General features: G+C 31.7%; 13 protein-coding genes. 3 read left to right on the forward strand and 10 right to left on the reverse strand.

Annotation, left to right across the window (positions count from 1 at the left end; genetic code table 11):
- The 6 genes from B0A58_RS00835 to B0A58_RS00860 all read right to left on the reverse strand — a co-directional run.
- Positions 1–2,308 (reverse strand): histidine kinase dimerization/phospho-acceptor domain-containing protein (locus B0A58_RS00835; RefSeq protein ID WP_106408023.1); only part of this gene is annotated, 2,308 nt, incomplete at its 3' end.
- On the reverse strand, positions 2,301–2,495 hold the full coding sequence (locus B0A58_RS00840; RefSeq protein WP_014084311.1) for a hypothetical protein: 195 nt from the start codon (positions 2,493–2,495) through the stop codon (positions 2,301–2,303). The genes B0A58_RS00840 and B0A58_RS00835, both read right to left, overlap by 8 nt.
- 56 nt (positions 2,496–2,551) lie before the next feature.
- Positions 2,552–2,779, reverse strand: a complete 228-nt coding sequence (locus B0A58_RS00845; RefSeq protein WP_014084310.1) for a DUF6814 family protein — start codon at positions 2,777–2,779, stop codon at positions 2,552–2,554.
- 37 nt (positions 2,780–2,816) lie between these two features.
- Positions 2,817–4,385 (reverse strand): MFS transporter, encoded by a 1,569-nt coding sequence (locus B0A58_RS00850; protein ID WP_089079471.1) that lies wholly within the window; start codon positions 4,383–4,385, stop codon positions 2,817–2,819.
- Between the two features lie 50 nt (positions 4,386–4,435).
- Positions 4,436–5,725 carry a hypothetical protein gene (locus tag B0A58_RS00855; protein ID WP_089079472.1) on the reverse strand — a complete coding sequence of 430 codons (1,290 nt, stop codon included), beginning with the start codon at positions 5,723–5,725 and terminating at the stop codon, positions 4,436–4,438.
- A gap of 104 nt (positions 5,726–5,829) precedes the next feature.
- On the reverse strand, positions 5,830–6,249 hold the full coding sequence (locus tag B0A58_RS00860) for an IS1/IS1595 family N-terminal zinc-binding domain-containing protein (protein ID WP_014084307.1): 420 nt from the start codon (positions 6,247–6,249) through the stop codon (positions 5,830–5,832).
- A 341-nt stretch (positions 6,250–6,590) separates the two neighbouring features.
- Between B0A58_RS00860 and B0A58_RS00865 the strand changes: the two genes are divergently transcribed.
- The 3 genes from B0A58_RS00865 (at position 6,591) to B0A58_RS00875 (ending at position 9,860) form a co-directional block, all read left to right on the forward strand.
- Positions 6,591–7,757 carry a proline dehydrogenase family protein gene (locus B0A58_RS00865; protein WP_089079509.1) on the forward strand — a complete coding sequence of 389 codons (1,167 nt, stop codon included), beginning with the start codon at positions 6,591–6,593 and terminating at the stop codon, positions 7,755–7,757.
- A gap of 91 nt (positions 7,758–7,848) precedes the next feature.
- On the forward strand, positions 7,849–8,829 hold the full coding sequence (locus tag B0A58_RS00870) for a GSCFA domain-containing protein (RefSeq protein ID WP_089079473.1): 981 nt from the start codon (positions 7,849–7,851) through the stop codon (positions 8,827–8,829).
- Between the two features lie 35 nt (positions 8,830–8,864).
- The gene (locus B0A58_RS00875) at positions 8,865–9,860 is read left to right on the forward strand and encodes a hypothetical protein (RefSeq protein ID WP_089079474.1); all 996 of its coding nucleotides are present in this window, start codon (positions 8,865–8,867) and stop codon (positions 9,858–9,860) included.
- 250 nt (positions 9,861–10,110) lie between these two features.
- Here the strand turns inward: B0A58_RS00875 and B0A58_RS00885 are convergent, their stop codons facing one another.
- The 4 genes from B0A58_RS00885 to thrC all read right to left on the reverse strand — a co-directional run bounded on the left by B0A58_RS00885 (position 10,111) and on the right by thrC (position 14,666).
- Positions 10,111–10,821, reverse strand: coding sequence for a YebC/PmpR family DNA-binding transcriptional regulator (locus tag B0A58_RS00885; RefSeq protein ID WP_014084303.1), 711 nt, complete (start codon positions 10,819–10,821; stop codon positions 10,111–10,113).
- Between the two features lie 41 nt (positions 10,822–10,862).
- Complete coding sequence (locus B0A58_RS00890; protein ID WP_089079476.1) at positions 10,863–11,894, reverse strand: LIC11966 family surface protein; 1,032 nt, start codon at positions 11,892–11,894, stop codon at positions 10,863–10,865.
- Between the two features lie 67 nt (positions 11,895–11,961).
- On the reverse strand, positions 11,962–13,056 hold the full coding sequence (gene gcvT, locus B0A58_RS00895; RefSeq protein ID WP_089079510.1) for a glycine cleavage system aminomethyltransferase GcvT: 1,095 nt from the start codon (positions 13,054–13,056) through the stop codon (positions 11,962–11,964).
- 317 nt (positions 13,057–13,373) lie between these two features.
- Positions 13,374–14,666 (reverse strand): threonine synthase, encoded by a 1,293-nt coding sequence (gene thrC / locus B0A58_RS00900; protein WP_089079477.1) that lies wholly within the window; start codon positions 14,664–14,666, stop codon positions 13,374–13,376.
- Positions 14,667–14,674 lie beyond the last annotated feature (8 nt).

Raw genomic sequence — 14,674 nt, forward strand, 5'->3', positions numbered from 1 at the left:
ACTCGATATTTTTATTTATAATCAATTGATTGACAGATGCCAATGTTTTTTTAATGGTTTTGACAATATTATTTTTGGATAAATATATTTTTTGTTTACCCGTTTCAAATTTTTCCAAATCCAATATTTTATCAATCAATCTATTCAAACGATCAGATTCTGAAATGATGTTTTGCAAAAATTGTTTTCTTACTTCCTCTGGTACATCATCATCGTCATGCAAAATTTCGCTGGCTGCTCTTATGGCTGTTATGGGGGTTCGCAATTCGTGTGTTACAGTATCTAAAAATTCGTCTTTTTGAATGTCTTTGTTAATCAATTCTTGATTGGCAATTTTCAACTGATTGGAAATTTTAGTCAATTCATTTGAAGCTTCAATCAATTTTTTGTTTACTATAATATTTTCCTTGGACTCTTCCAATATATTCAAAACCTCTGTAAAGGAAATTTTATCTTCTTTGACAACGCTTGATATCAATATTCTGGCCGAGGCAGTTCCAATGTGTCCTGTTAGTAAATTTTCGGCAAATTTAATAAAACGAGCATCGGCCATAGTTTCGCCTTTATTGATGTTGTACTTTACATTAAAAATGCTTAATGCCCTTTTGGTTCTTTCTACACCCAAAAAACGTTCTAAAACTTTCTGAATATCAGATATATAAGCGGTTCCTTTCCAAATAAATGCATCTTCGTGGTTTGATATATAACGGTTGATATCTACAAACATTTCGGCATAATTTCGTTCTCTATAATTGCCTTTAAAACTTACAGAAATGGCTAAATAGCTCAATATATTAAAGAAAAAACTCCAAAATACTGCATGTGGGATAGGATCTAAATAATTTAACCCAAACAATTGAAATGGTTTTAACAAAGCAATACTCCAAGGCCCATCCTGAATAAAGTGACTCGTTGATTTTGAAATGCCAATGGTGTATGGTACAATTAAGGTATAAACACATATTAAAAAACCTAAAAGAATACCTATTATGGCACCTTTTTGAGAACCTCTTCGCCAAAACAAAGCTCCAAAAAAAGAAGGAGCTAGTTGTGCAATAATTACAAACGATACCAATCCGATTGATACCAACGAATAATCAACAATATAAAACCTATAAATGATATAGGCTAGTATTATTAACGAAAAAATACCTACTTTTCTACTGATGATAATTCGTTGATTGTTTTTGTCTTGCGATACATTTTCTAGCGATCCTATAAAACCATAAGGAATTAAAAGATTGTTTGTAAGCATAGTTGAAAGTGCAATTGACGAGACAATAATCATTGAAATAGCCGCAGAAAAACCACCCAAAAAAACCAATATAGTTAAAATATTGTTGTTAAAATGTTGTGGGATAAGCAACGAAAATGTATCAGAGTTGAACCCTTTGCCTTCAAATAAAATGTTGCCTCCCCAAGCAATTGGAAAAACAAAAATATTAAACAATAGCAAGTACAAAGGAAACAACCAAATGGCAGTTTTGATGTGAGATTCTTTATTGTTTTCGACAATTGTAGTTTGGAATTGTCTGGGCAACAAAAAAATGGCAAACATAGAAAGAACACACAAGAAAAACCAATTGATTGCGTTGGATAGTCCTCCAATTGTGTTTTTTTTATCAAAATTTTTAAGAACGGAAGCTTTGATGTAAATGTCTTCAAAGCCATCATATACAAAATAGGTTACATAAATACCTATGATTAAAAAAAAGACCAATTTCAAAATAGATTCCATGGCCACGGCCGTTACAATACCACGACGTTTTTCGGAAGCATCCACATATCGAGTGCCATAATACGAAGCAAAAAGTGCCAAGGTTAGACAAACATAAGTGGTGGTATCACTAAATATCAATGAATTAGATTGTGTTTTGGTAACTATATGAAATGTTTCAGATATAGACTTGAGTTGCAATGATATGTATGGAAGAATTCCAACGATACATATCATGGTAACTAAAGCGCCAAGAAATCTGCTATTTCCATATCGTAACGAAATAAAATCGGCAACACTAGATATTTTATTTACTCTCGAAATTCGGATAATTTTTTTTAATACAATCAACCAAACAGGAACAATCATTATGGGACCCAAATAAATGGGTAAATAATTTAAACCCGAATTGGCAGCTACTCCAATACTTCCATAATATGTCCAAGCAGTACAATATACGGCAAGCGAAAAAGAATAGATATATGGATTGTTAGTCCATTTGGTTTGACTTCTTTTTTCTGCCCAATAAGCTATATAAAATAGAATAGACAGGTATAAAGCCAAAATAATTAAAAGGCCAAGGCTACTCATTGTATTTTTTGATAATTAAAAAAGTAAAACCAATAGAAAAGAGCCAAGCCGAAAAAATATAAATGATGACAACAGGAAAACCTAAAAAAGGTTTTGAACTGTCAAATAACAGTACAAGAGGCATATTCAATGCTAAAATAACGAGCACTGATAAAATAATGAGCTTTTGTTGGTGTCTTTTTTTCATTTATATTAAATAAAACAATCCCTACATTGCTGTAGAGATTGTTTTGTGATAAAAATTTATTCTTCTAAGTTGTTGTATTCTCCAGATAATGAGTACCATCCAAAGATTCCTAATCCACCAACAATAATTGGTGCCAATACAAAACTGTAGATAATTGCAGGAATCATGTCTTCTGGTTTTCCTGATTTGAATTTTGGAATTGCTTGATCAACTAATAAGAAGTAGGTAGCAGCTAATCCAAGGATAATCCATACGATGCCTAATAATTTTTTTATGGAGTTCATAATTTTTTAATTTTATAAGTTATAAATATTTTTTTGATTAGTTTTTATGAGCAGAACTTTTACCATCTACATAAATAACTCCGATTACAAAACATACAGCACCAATGATGATTGGGTACCAAAGTCCTTGTAAATATGGTTCGGCTACTGGCAATGCTTCACCAGCTGCAGTGGCTGCTTCGTTGGCTTTTGTAGCGGCTGCCACAAGAGATGTAGCTACTGCTGGCAATAATCCTCCAAAAATTCCATTTCCGATGTGATATGGTAATGACATAGAAGTGTAACGGATTTTTGCTGGGAACATTTCAACCAAGAAAGCTGCAGTTGGCCCGTAAACCATAGTTACTAAAAAGATTTGAATGAATACTAACCAAACCAAAGTCCATTTGTCTGAATCATTGATTTTAACAGTTTTTTTGGTAACTGCTTTTACTTTTCCATCATCGCCCAATTTGGCTTTTCCATTTTCTAAAGTTACAGTTTTAACTTCTTTATAAGTAGCGCCATCGGTAAACTCTTTTGTAGTTGTATAAACAGAATCCATTGCTTTGTCTTTGTTTTCTTTCAACTCAGCTAATTTAACTGTTTTTTCAACGATTTCAGTTTTGTTTTTGATGTTTGAAGTTTCGTACATCGCTCTATAAACAGGTCTGTATATTACCACAGCAATTAACATTCCTGTAAGCATCAACCATTTTCTTCCAATTTTATCAGATAACCATCCAAATACTACAAAGAAAGGAGTAGCCATCAAAATAGCATACATCATAATATCTCCAACTTGGTCTGATACACCCATTACTTTTTCGATGAAACTCATGGCATAAAATTGTCCAGTGTACCAAACAACACCTTGCCCCATAACGATTCCAAATAAAGCTAATAATACAAATTTGAAGTTCAATTTGTTACCAAAACTTTCTTTTAATGGATTTGTAGAAACTTTACCCTCTGCTTTTACTTTTGCAAACTCAGGAGATTCTCCCATGTTTTTACGAATCAAGTACGATACAAAAATCATTAAGATAGATACCCAAAACGGTACTCTCCAACCCCAATCTTCAAAAGCTTCTTTACTCATAGAGGCTTTGGTACTCATGATTACTAAAAGAGAGATAAACAATCCGATAGTAGCCGTAGTTTGAATCCAAGAAGTCCAATATCCTCTTTGACCTGTTCCAGCATGTTCTGCCACATAAGTAGCAGCACCACCATACTCTCCACCAAGAGCCAAACCTTGAAGCAAACGAAGGATTAATACTAATGTAGGAGCCATAAATCCAATAGTAGCATAACTAGGAATACATCCAATTAAGAAAGTAGCACCCCCCATTAACACTAATGTTACCATGAAAGTATATTTACGTCCAATCAAATCGCCTAAACGACCAAAGAACAATGCCCCAAACGGACGAACTACAAATCCAGCAGCAAATGTTGCTAGTGTTGATAAGAATCCCGCAGTTGGATTGTCTGTTGGGAAAAACTTAGTTGAAATAATAGTAGCTAAACTACCAAAGATGTAAAAATCATACCATTCGATCATGGTACCTACCGAAGATGCCCCGATTACTGACCACAAGGAGCTTTTTTTATTCTCTTCCATAATGTTAATGTATTTAATTTAATTTAGTTGGTTTATTTTTAATATTTTTATTAGAAAGTATATACACAAGATAACATAGTTCTAAAATTGCTTACTGATGTAGTAGCACCTGTTACTTTTCCAAAAGCATCTGAAGCGCCCCAATCTGCTGAAGTTAATTCTAATTCTGGTGAAATTCTAAATTTATTTTTCTTAAAATCTACTCTTCCAGAAAGTCTCCATACGTTATCTACCATTCTGGCACCGTTTACACCAATTCCTCTTCCATAAGCCACTGTTCCTGCGTTGTCTGCACCATTATTTTTTGTTGTACCAAAGAACAATCCTGGAGCCACAGATTTACCATTACTTGCAATATCAATCCAAAAAGCAGTTGCTTTTGTAGCTTCGTATGTTTCAATTCCATTAGTTGTAGAACCAATATATCCACCAAGCATTACCATATTGAACATGTTGCCACCAGATATTCCATAAGCTTTGATGGTAATTTTGTCGTTTGCATACTTTCCATATCCATAAAATGTAGTGCTATTGGCTTTTTTAGTAGTCATCATTTTACTTGTACCAGTTAAACCATTGTCGGTTCTTGGTTGTAATGATTTGTATTCAATACCAGCTCCTAAAAATAAGTTTTTATTTTTATATTGCAATTGTGCATTTAAAGATGGAAGTGCAGAATTGATAGATGCCGAGTTTTGTGTTCCAGGGCCAGAAATTGTAAATTCTCTTTCTTTATAAGCTGTAAACACAGCAGCAACATCTTTACTTAAACTTTGTTTCAATCTTACTTGTGATGCCCATCCAAAAGGATTAAACATAATTCCTGTACTAAAGTTAGCTACTCCAGGAAATACTTCAGGAATAAAAGTCGGATACCAAGTTTGACCCATTGTCAAAGAGGTTTTTTTCCAATCTAATTGAGCATACGCATGACGTAATCTTAATAAACCAACAGATGAAGAATTTGCAGCTGCATTTTCAAAGTTACCAAAGAAATCTCCTTCTAAAGTAGCACTCACTTTTGCTCCCCATACATCTGGTCCTTTGGCTTTTACTCCTAGTCTTGATACAACAGATAAAAAGTTTGATTGCCCAACAGCATTAGCGTCTTTACCATCTCCACCATTGATTGACTCGTCCAATGGATATAAATTCAAATGATCCTCTCTTACTTGAGCAGATTTTCGGGTATCCCAAATATAGTCTGTGCGAACAAATCCATACCAAGAAAGGCTATAATCATTTGCCGCAGGTGCAGCAGCTGTAGCAGCTGGAGCTGTTTGCGAAATTCCTTTTAGAGACGCTAAACCTGCTAAAAGTACTAAGTAACGTTTTTTCATTTTAAAAATTTTTAGTTATTGTTTTGGTTTGTTTTAACAGTGCCAAATTCAACATTTTTATTTATTAAAAAAAAAGATATATATTATTTTGTAAAATGATATAGTTAATCCTTGAAACGTTCCCATTTTATTAGCATAAACTTGTCCCCAAGCTCTGTAATAATCATCCCCGCACCAGACAATTGTTCCTTCTTTTTGATGAATTCAACCAACTCTGTATGGTTAAATATCTTATAAGTGGGGTGGTAGTTGCCATGAGACGGTTTTTTGATCTTAAAAGCCTTTACCCAATTGCTTATCGTAACGTGTGAAACCCCTATAATACGCTCAATTTCACGGTAACTAAGCCCCTCCAAATAGAGTTGTAACGATTTTGTAACATAGTAATCATCTATCTTTTTTCCTAGTTTATTTACTGTAAAATAATAATTACACTTTTTGCATAAGTACCTTTGTTTGCTATTAATTACACCACTTTTAGACAACGTAGTGTTTTGACATTTTGGGCAGGCTAAAATCTCCATGTATATAAATTTTGCATAAATATATTAATTTTGCAAATATACAAAAATAATATTCTCAATGATTTAATTTTATTTTTATTGAACAATTAATTTTTTGTGCTTTTTATTGAATATTGTTAAATAATTTTGCAAAAATATCAAATTACATCGTTTATGACGTTCCTTTATTAACAATAATTGATTTTTATGCAATATTTTTTAAATCCTTATTTTTTTTCATTTTATTTTTATTATCAAAAATTAATTCGACTATTCATTTCATTTTTATCAACCGAAATCGTTTGAATTGTTGCAATTATTTAAAAAACATCTTTATATTTGTTGTTACAATAATATATTTTATGGAAAAAATTTTTGATAACACCCAAGTTGCCTTTGCACTAAAGAGTGATACAGCACTCGAAAGAGCTTATTTTTTATTCAAAATGATCGACAGCCAACCACTAGTTCGCATTGGAACTGCTGTAACAAACTTTGCCTTAAAAGCAAATTTACCCGTAGAAGGTTTGATTAGAGCCACCGTTTTTGACCATTTTTGTGGTGGAGTAAATGAAAATGATTGTTTGCCCGTTGTCGATAAAATGTATGCTAAAGGAGTTTCATCTGTTTTAGATTATTCTGTTGAAGGCAAAGAAGACGAACAGCATTTTGACGATGCCATGAATATGACCCTCAAAATCATTTCTTTTGCCCAAGAAAAAAAATCCATCCCATTTGCCGTTTTTAAACCAACAGGCTTTGGAAAATTTGAATTATATGAAAAAAAAGGGGCCAATATTCCTTTTTCTGACGAAGAAAGTGCGGCATGGGATAGGGTAGAAGCCCGTTTTCAAAAAGTTTGTCAGGCCGCATTTGATCATGATGTTGCTCTATTGATTGATGGTGAAGAATCCTGGATGCAAGATGCTGCAGATGCATTGGTCGAAAAAATGATGGTACAATTCAATAAAAATAAAGCATTGATATTCAATACTTTACAAATGTACCGTTGGGATAGAATGGATTATTTAAAACAATTACACGAAAAAGCAAAAACACACCATTTTCATATAGGTATGAAACTCGTTCGAGGTGCTTATATGGAAAAAGAAATCCAACGTGCTTTAGACCATCAATATCCATCGCCAATTTGCAGCTCAAAAGAAGCCACAGACCAAAATTATGATGCAGCAGTTGCTTACATGATGGCACATTTGGATACGATGGCTATTTTTGCAGGCACCCACAACGAAATTTCGTCCTATAAATTAATGGATTTGATGCAACAAAACAACATTCCAAGCCAATCTACAAAAATTTGGTTTGGACAATTGTATGGTATGAGCGATAATATTTCTTATAATTTAGCTGCAAATGGCTATCATGTAGCAAAATATTTGCCTTTTGGCCCCGTAAAAGATGTTATGCCCTATCTGATCAGACGGGCAGAAGAAAATACATCGGTGGCAGGTCAAACCAGTCGTGAATTGAATTTAATTAAAACAGAACGCAATAGGCGTAAAAAATAAACACCAACAATTATAGAGCCTTTGTATATCAAAGGCTTTTTTATTGTAAATTTCTGTTGTTTCTTTGTGATTTATTCTGAATTATCAAAATATGCAATTTTCTACCAAAATACAAATCCAGCCCAATACTTTTCAAATAGAGTATCACTCCAACTTGTTATTGTTGGGGTCTTGTTTTGCTCAAAATATAGCTCAACAATTAGATTTTTATAAATTCAAATCGGTTTGTAATCCATTCGGCATAATTTTCAATCCCATTTCAATTCAAAATTTATTAGAAAGAGCGATCAATAATGTAGAATTTACAGAAAATGATGTGTTTTTTCAAAATGATTGTTGGCATTGTTATGAAATACATTCGGAACTAAATCATCCAAATGCCATGGATTTTTTAAAAAATTGTAACCAAAAACTATTGGATTTGAAAAACCAAGTGCAATTTGCAAATCATATAGTAATTACTTATGGCACATCATGGGTATATCAATTGAAAGAAACAGCCACTGTGGTTGCCAATTGTCATAAAATGCCTCAACAACTTTTTGAAAAAAAAATATTATCCATTGCAGATATAGCACAAAGCATTCATAAAACATTAGAAATGATCCGTTTTTTAAATCCTAATTGTAATTTTATATTTACAATATCGCCTGTTAGGCATTTGAAAGATGGATTTATCGAAAATCAAATCAGTAAATCGCATTTAATTGCTGCCTTGCACCAGGTATTGTTTGAAACAAACAACCCCAAAAACTATTATTTTCCAGCATTTGAAATCCTTTTGGATGAGTTGCGGGATTATAGATTTTATGCAAATGACATGCTGCATCCCAATGAATTAGCTATTGAATATATTTGGAATCATTTTGTAAATACTTGTATATCAAAAAGTTGTGAAAAAACGATGCAACAAGTATATAAAATTCAAAAAGGCTTATTTCATAAACCATTTAATATCAATTCTGAATCGCATCAAAATTTTTTAAAGAAATTATCATCCGAAATCAAACAATTGCAAACAATATACGGATTTATTGATTTTGAAATGACATCAAATAAAAAAATAGTGTAAATTTGCAAAATTAATAATCAGATAAAATAATCCCAATGACCAAATTTATACTAAAATTTACATTAATGCTAGTTTTTATTACACCAAAATACTTTGCACAAGGTTCTGGAGACCAGGGTGTTACGAGTATGGGGTCGATAGTACCATCCAATAGTTTTCAAAATGACGAGCATTTTGTAAGTGTCGATTTAGGCTATGCAACAGGTAAGAACAATGTAACATTAATTAGCCAATCATTTACATATTCAAACAATTTTCAAGAAAATTTTGCTACACAATTCAGACTAAAAACAAGCTATACATCTGGTGTTTTGGCAAAAGTATTTACTTTGAACGAGATCAATTTTAATAGTGATTATCATTTGAATAAAAATGGTGATTTTATTAGCGATATTAATTTTGGAACGCTTATTACTTTGAACTTTGCCAAAAAAGAAGTAGAAAACCCAGCTAATGGTAAAAAAACCATTTTGCCTATGGAATACCAAGGGAATAGAGGTACATTAGACATTTTTGTGGGTTATACATTTGCAAATGACTATTTTAATGCCAGTTTTGGATACATTCAGCCTTTGACTATTAGAAATCGAAATTATTTTTTTCCAAGCTATTGGGGACTTGGGTTGGATAAAAATAATCCTGAAGATCAAGCCATAGTTTCAAATTATTATCACGCTACAAACGAAATTAAATATTCTAGCGATTTTTATACCAGATTAGGATATAAAGTCATCAATACTAGCGACATGTTTTTGAACTTGGGTATTACTGGTTTTTATAGACTGAGAAATGATCGGTACAACAATACAAATAATGGAACCAATCCCTATTATCCAGGAAATGGCTACCACGATGTTGAAGGCACAAAAGGTTTATCAGCAAATGGGGTGGTTCAATTTAATTATCAATTGAAAGATCAAATAGAAATTAGAGTATATGCTGGTGTACCAATTGTAAAGAAAGATTTATATACTGATAGTTTAGAGCGAAAATTTTTCATCACTCCTTCATTGATTTGGAAGTTGAATTAAAAAAAAGATTTGCCTTAAAATTATATCGAAAAAAGAATATTTATTTGATACTAATAACTTTATTATATACGTTCAATAGCGTTAGGGATAGCAGTGGAAATCCTTTTTTGCCCCTCTTTTTGGGGCAAAAAAGATTATNNCCTTGGGGAACGCCCCAAAATATAATAGATAAGACGTACTGAATTTTTGAATGTTTGGCAAAAAAAAATCCCAATTTTACATAAAAATTGGGATTTTTTTTTAAATGTCTTTATTCTTGCATGGTATGATAAACGTTCATAACATCATCATCTTCTTCTATTTTTTCTATAAGTTTTTCTACGTCAGCAATTTGATCTTCTGTCAATTCTTTTGTAATTTGAGGAATTCTTTCAAAACCAGAAGATAAAATTTCTATTTTTCGGTTTTCCAGTTCTTTTTGAATGGCTCCAAAACTTTCAAACGGGGCATAAATCAAAATACCATCTTCGTCTTCAAATACTTCTTCTGCACCAAAGTCAATTAATTCTAATTCTAATTCTTCGGGATCTAAATTATCTTTAGGCACTCTAAAATTGCAAGTATGATCAAACATAAATTCAACGGAGCCTTGAGTTCCCAGTGTTCCATTACATTTATTAAAATAGCTTCGAATATTGGCTACAGTTCTATTATTATTGTCAGAGGCGGTTTCAATTAATAATGCAATACCGTGTGGAGCATATCCTTCAAAAAGAATTTCTTTATAATTGGCAGTATCCTTGTTGCTGGCATTTTTAATGGCTCTTTCTACATTGTCTTTTGGCATGTTTGCCGCTTTTGCATTTTGAATAACGGCTCGTAATCTGGAATTGGCATCAGGATTTGGCCCACCTTCTTTAACGGCCATCACTATGTCTTTTCCAATTCTTGTAAATGTTTTGGCCATTGCAGACCAACGTTTCATTTTTCTACCTTTTCTAAATTCAAACGCTCTTCCCATCTTGTGTTATACTATGTATTTTATTATAAATTATTTTAATGTTAATCTAAAGGAGTGTATTTATCTATAAATGATTTTTGATTTTCTTCCCAGCTTTGTTTGATCACTTTTCTTTGCACATTGATTCTGGAATTCAAACTGTTGTAATTTGTAATCGAAGTATTTAATTTTTTTAATAAATCATTATACATGAGGATATCAGTTTGTGTTTTATTTTTTATTTTTGTTTTAAAAATATTATCGTAATCTGTAAAATTTTTATAATTTGTAATATATTCATTAATAGTTGGGAGCAACATTTTAATTTCATTATCATACATGGTTACAATGTTCAATACGGTTTTTTTCAGTGTACTGTCATTTTTATAATCGCCAATGTTGTTTAATTTTACTTTAGCATCTTCCACATATTTTTTGAAAATGTCAGCATTTTTACGATATTCTTCATAATTTTTACTGTCAAAATCGGAAGTCATTTGACTTTCAGTAATATTACATTTAAAAAATATAAGATATAATGATTTTGAATAATCAAAAAATTCATTAGATTCGGCAAGTTTTTTACCTACTTCAGAATTGTTTTTAATAATTTTTAGGCCATGATTTTGAGCAAATATTTTTTGCTCTTCATTTAGTTTTGCTACTTCAGCTGACATTTTCTTTTTAAAAATATTTTCGGCCTCAATATAGGTTTCCATATTTTTTAATGAAAGTGTAGAAGCAGGATATGTATTTATCAATTCACCATAATCATTTTTGATATACAATTGAATATTATTCAAATAAATTAATAATTTGTCTCTAAAAGTAACGTCTCCTTCAAAACCTCTGTCTAAATTTTTAATTTTGATTTTGATACCCTCTAAACTTCTTACAAATGAAAGTCTTTCTTTTTCAATCCGATCATGGTTTAGTGTAGCCAATGTTTTGTTCAATTGCCAAGTGTGCATGGCTACTACTTGTTGAATTTCTCCTATTCTATTCAAATAAACCGTGGGGTTTTTATAATCTTGTCCCAAACAAGATATGGTAAAGTTAATAAATAAGGCAATAAAAAGTACTACTTGTTTCATAATAAGTGTTTTTTAATTTTAAGATTAACATAACGTAACAGAACTTTAGATTTGAATTATTTTATTATTATTGACTTTCTATTATTTTTAAAAAAGGTAGTTTAACTACTTTTGCTAAAACATTGTTTTTTCTAATTTTAATAAAAATTTCATGACCTATTGTGCTATTTTGTGAGGTTACATATCCTAATCCAATGCCTTTATTCAGAGATGGCGACATTGTTCCCGAGGTTACAATTCCTATTTGATTGCCTTGTGCATCTACAATTTCATAATCATGTCTTGGAACTGCTCTTTCTTGCATTTCAAATGCAATTAACTTTTTTGAAACTCCTTGTTCTTTTTGTAATTTTAATGCTTCTGAATTGATGAATTTTTTATTAAATTTTGTAATCCATCCTAATCCTGCTTCTAATGGCGAAGTGGTGTCGTTGATGTCGTTGCCATACAAGCAAAAACCCATTTCTAATCTTAAAGTATCGCGTGCTGCTAACCCAATTGGTTTGATATTGAAAGGTTTTCCTGCCTCAAATACTTTTTTCCAAATGGTTTCTACTTCTGAATTTTTGCAATATATTTCAAATCCACCAGCTCCCGTATAACCCGTTGCCGAAATCATGATATTTTCAAATCCTGCAAAATCTGCTATTTGAAAGTGATAATAGGCAATTTGAGACAAATCAACACTCGTCAAACACTGTATGGCTTCTATGGTTTTTGGTCCTTGAATGGCCAATAATGAATAGTCGTCTGATGCGTTTACCATTTTGGCATCCATATCATTATGACTGGATATCCAATTCCAATCTTTTTCTATATTAGACGCATTTACAACCAATAAATAGGATTCATCTGCTATTTTATATACCAACAAATCATCTACTATACCGCCCGTTTCATTTGGCATACACGAATATTGTACTCGTCCGTTTGTAAGTACAGCAGCATCGTTTGAGGTAACTTTTTGAATTAAATCTAAAGCATTTTTTCCTGTTATCAAAAATTCACCCATGTGAGACACATCAAATACACCAACTCCATTTCTTACAATTTCGTGCTCTGCATTGACTCCTTCATACAATATAGGCATATTAAATCCAGCAAATGGAAGCATTTTTGCACCTAAAGCTTCATGTATAGTTGTTAAAGCAGTATTTTTCATAAATGTATCTTTATTCGTTATAGGTTGTTTTTTTATATTCACTTTTTATTGTGCCAACAGTTTTTTGTGCTATTTGGGTCCAAAAAAAACTTTTTTTTTAACTTTTCAAAAATATTATTTATTTTTAAATAAGAGGTTTTTTTTTGTTAAATTTTAAACTTTTTTTTTAATTTCAAATACCTAAAAACTAAGGTTGAATTTTTTTGCAAAATTATCGAATTTTAATCAATTATTTAAAAATATGGATTTTTTTTTTTAATAATCAATTTTAATATATTTTATTAAGAAATCATTAATCAAACACCTATTTTTGTGTGTTATAAATCTAAGAAATTTTTCAAATCGTTGTATGTTCTTATTGGTGTTTTTACTTTTTCCTTGTTCAATACGCTTTCAATTTGTTCAGGTATGTCTAACTTGGTATTTAATATGGGTTCTACAACATCTAAAAATTTGATTGGATGTGCTGTTTCTAAAAAGATTCCAATTGCTCCTTCATGATTGGGCATTTCTTTTTTCAAACCTAAATAACCTACAGCACCATGTGGTTCTGCAACATAACCTGTTTTACTATAAATGTCCTTTAAAATTTGCGCTGTTTCTAAATCATTATAGGAAAAAGATGAAAAATCTTTTGAAAATTCATTCAAATCATGTTGGTACATTTCTTGGATTCTAACAAAATTGCTTGGATTACCAACATCCATTGCATTTGACATTGTAGCTTTGGATGGCTTTGGGTTGTAAATGCCTGTGGATAAATATTCGGGCACTGTGTCGTTTATATTGGTAGCCGCAACAAAATGTTTGATTGGCAATCCTAATTTTTTGGCCATGATACCTGCACAAATATTGCCAAAATTGCCACTAGGACATGAAAAAACCATTTGCTTGCCCATAGATTTTAACTGTTTGTAAGCAAAAAAGAAGTAAAACATTTGTGGCAACCAACGTGCAATATTAATCGAATTGGCCGAAGTTAAGTTATGGTGGGCCAAGGTGTCGTCTAAAAAGGCTTTTTTTACCATGTCCTGACAATCGTCAAAAACACCTGCCACTTCTAACGCCTGAATGTTTTGTCCCAAGGTAGTCAATTGTCGTTCCTGAATGTCGCTTACTTTTCCCGAAGGATACAAAATCACTACTTTTACGCCATCTACACCCAAAAAACCACTTGCAACAGCTCCACCTGTATCGCCCGATGTGGCTACTAAAACTGTATTTTTTGAGTTGGCATTATTTTTATTAAAATAGCCTATACATCTCGACATGAATCGGGCACCAACATCTTTGAAAGCCATAGTTGGCCCATGATAGAGTTCTAATGAATAAATACCTTCTTCTACTTTTACAGTTGGAAAATCAAAACACAATGTTTCTTTGATAATTTGTTTCAAATCCATTTCAGGAATTTCGTCACCAACAAATTGCCTTATAACTTCAAAAGCTATGGTTTCGTTAGACAAATTTTCTATATTTTCAAAAAAAGTAGTCGATAATGGGGTAATTTTTTCAGGAAAATACAACCCTTTGTCTGGTGCAAGTCCTTGTATAACAGCTTCTTGAAAACTTACTTGGGCTGCTTGTCTATTTAAGCTATAATATTTCATTGTAAAAA

The organism is Flavobacterium branchiophilum NBRC 15030 = ATCC 35035, assembly GCF_002217205.1.
GTDB classification, from domain to species: domain Bacteria; phylum Bacteroidota; class Bacteroidia; order Flavobacteriales; family Flavobacteriaceae; genus Flavobacterium; species Flavobacterium branchiophilum.

Excerpts from the sequence above, each read along its gene's own strand:
- B0A58_RS00850 (WP_089079471.1), bottom strand. The coding sequence starts at position 4,385 with ATGGAAGAGAATAAAAAAAGCTCCTTGTGGTCAGTAATCGGGGCATCT.
- B0A58_RS00885 (WP_014084303.1), bottom strand. The coding sequence starts at position 10,821 with ATGGGAAGAGCGTTTGAATTTAGAAAAGGTAGAAAAATGAAACGTTGG.
- B0A58_RS00890 (WP_089079476.1), bottom strand. The coding sequence starts at position 11,894 with ATGAAACAAGTAGTACTTTTTATTGCCTTATTTATTAACTTTACCATA.
- B0A58_RS00870 (WP_089079473.1), top strand. The coding sequence starts at position 7,849 with ATGCAATTTTCTACCAAAATACAAATCCAGCCCAATACTTTTCAAATA.
- thrC (WP_089079477.1), bottom strand. The coding sequence starts at position 14,666 with ATGAAATATTATAGCTTAAATAGACAAGCAGCCCAAGTAAGTTTTCAA.
- gcvT (WP_089079510.1), bottom strand. The coding sequence starts at position 13,056 with ATGAAAAATACTGCTTTAACAACTATACATGAAGCTTTAGGTGCAAAA.
- B0A58_RS00840 (WP_014084311.1), bottom strand. The coding sequence starts at position 2,495 with ATGAAAAAAAGACACCAACAAAAGCTCATTATTTTATCAGTGCTCGTT.
- B0A58_RS00845 (WP_014084310.1), bottom strand. The coding sequence starts at position 2,779 with ATGAACTCCATAAAAAAATTATTAGGCATCGTATGGATTATCCTTGGA.
- B0A58_RS00875 (WP_089079474.1), top strand. The coding sequence starts at position 8,865 with ATGACCAAATTTATACTAAAATTTACATTAATGCTAGTTTTTATTACA.
- B0A58_RS00860 (WP_014084307.1), bottom strand. The coding sequence starts at position 6,249 with ATGGAGATTTTAGCCTGCCCAAAATGTCAAAACACTACGTTGTCTAAA.
- B0A58_RS00865 (WP_089079509.1), top strand. The coding sequence starts at position 6,591 with ATGGAAAAAATTTTTGATAACACCCAAGTTGCCTTTGCACTAAAGAGT.
- B0A58_RS00855 (WP_089079472.1), bottom strand. The coding sequence starts at position 5,725 with ATGAAAAAACGTTACTTAGTACTTTTAGCAGGTTTAGCGTCTCTAAAA.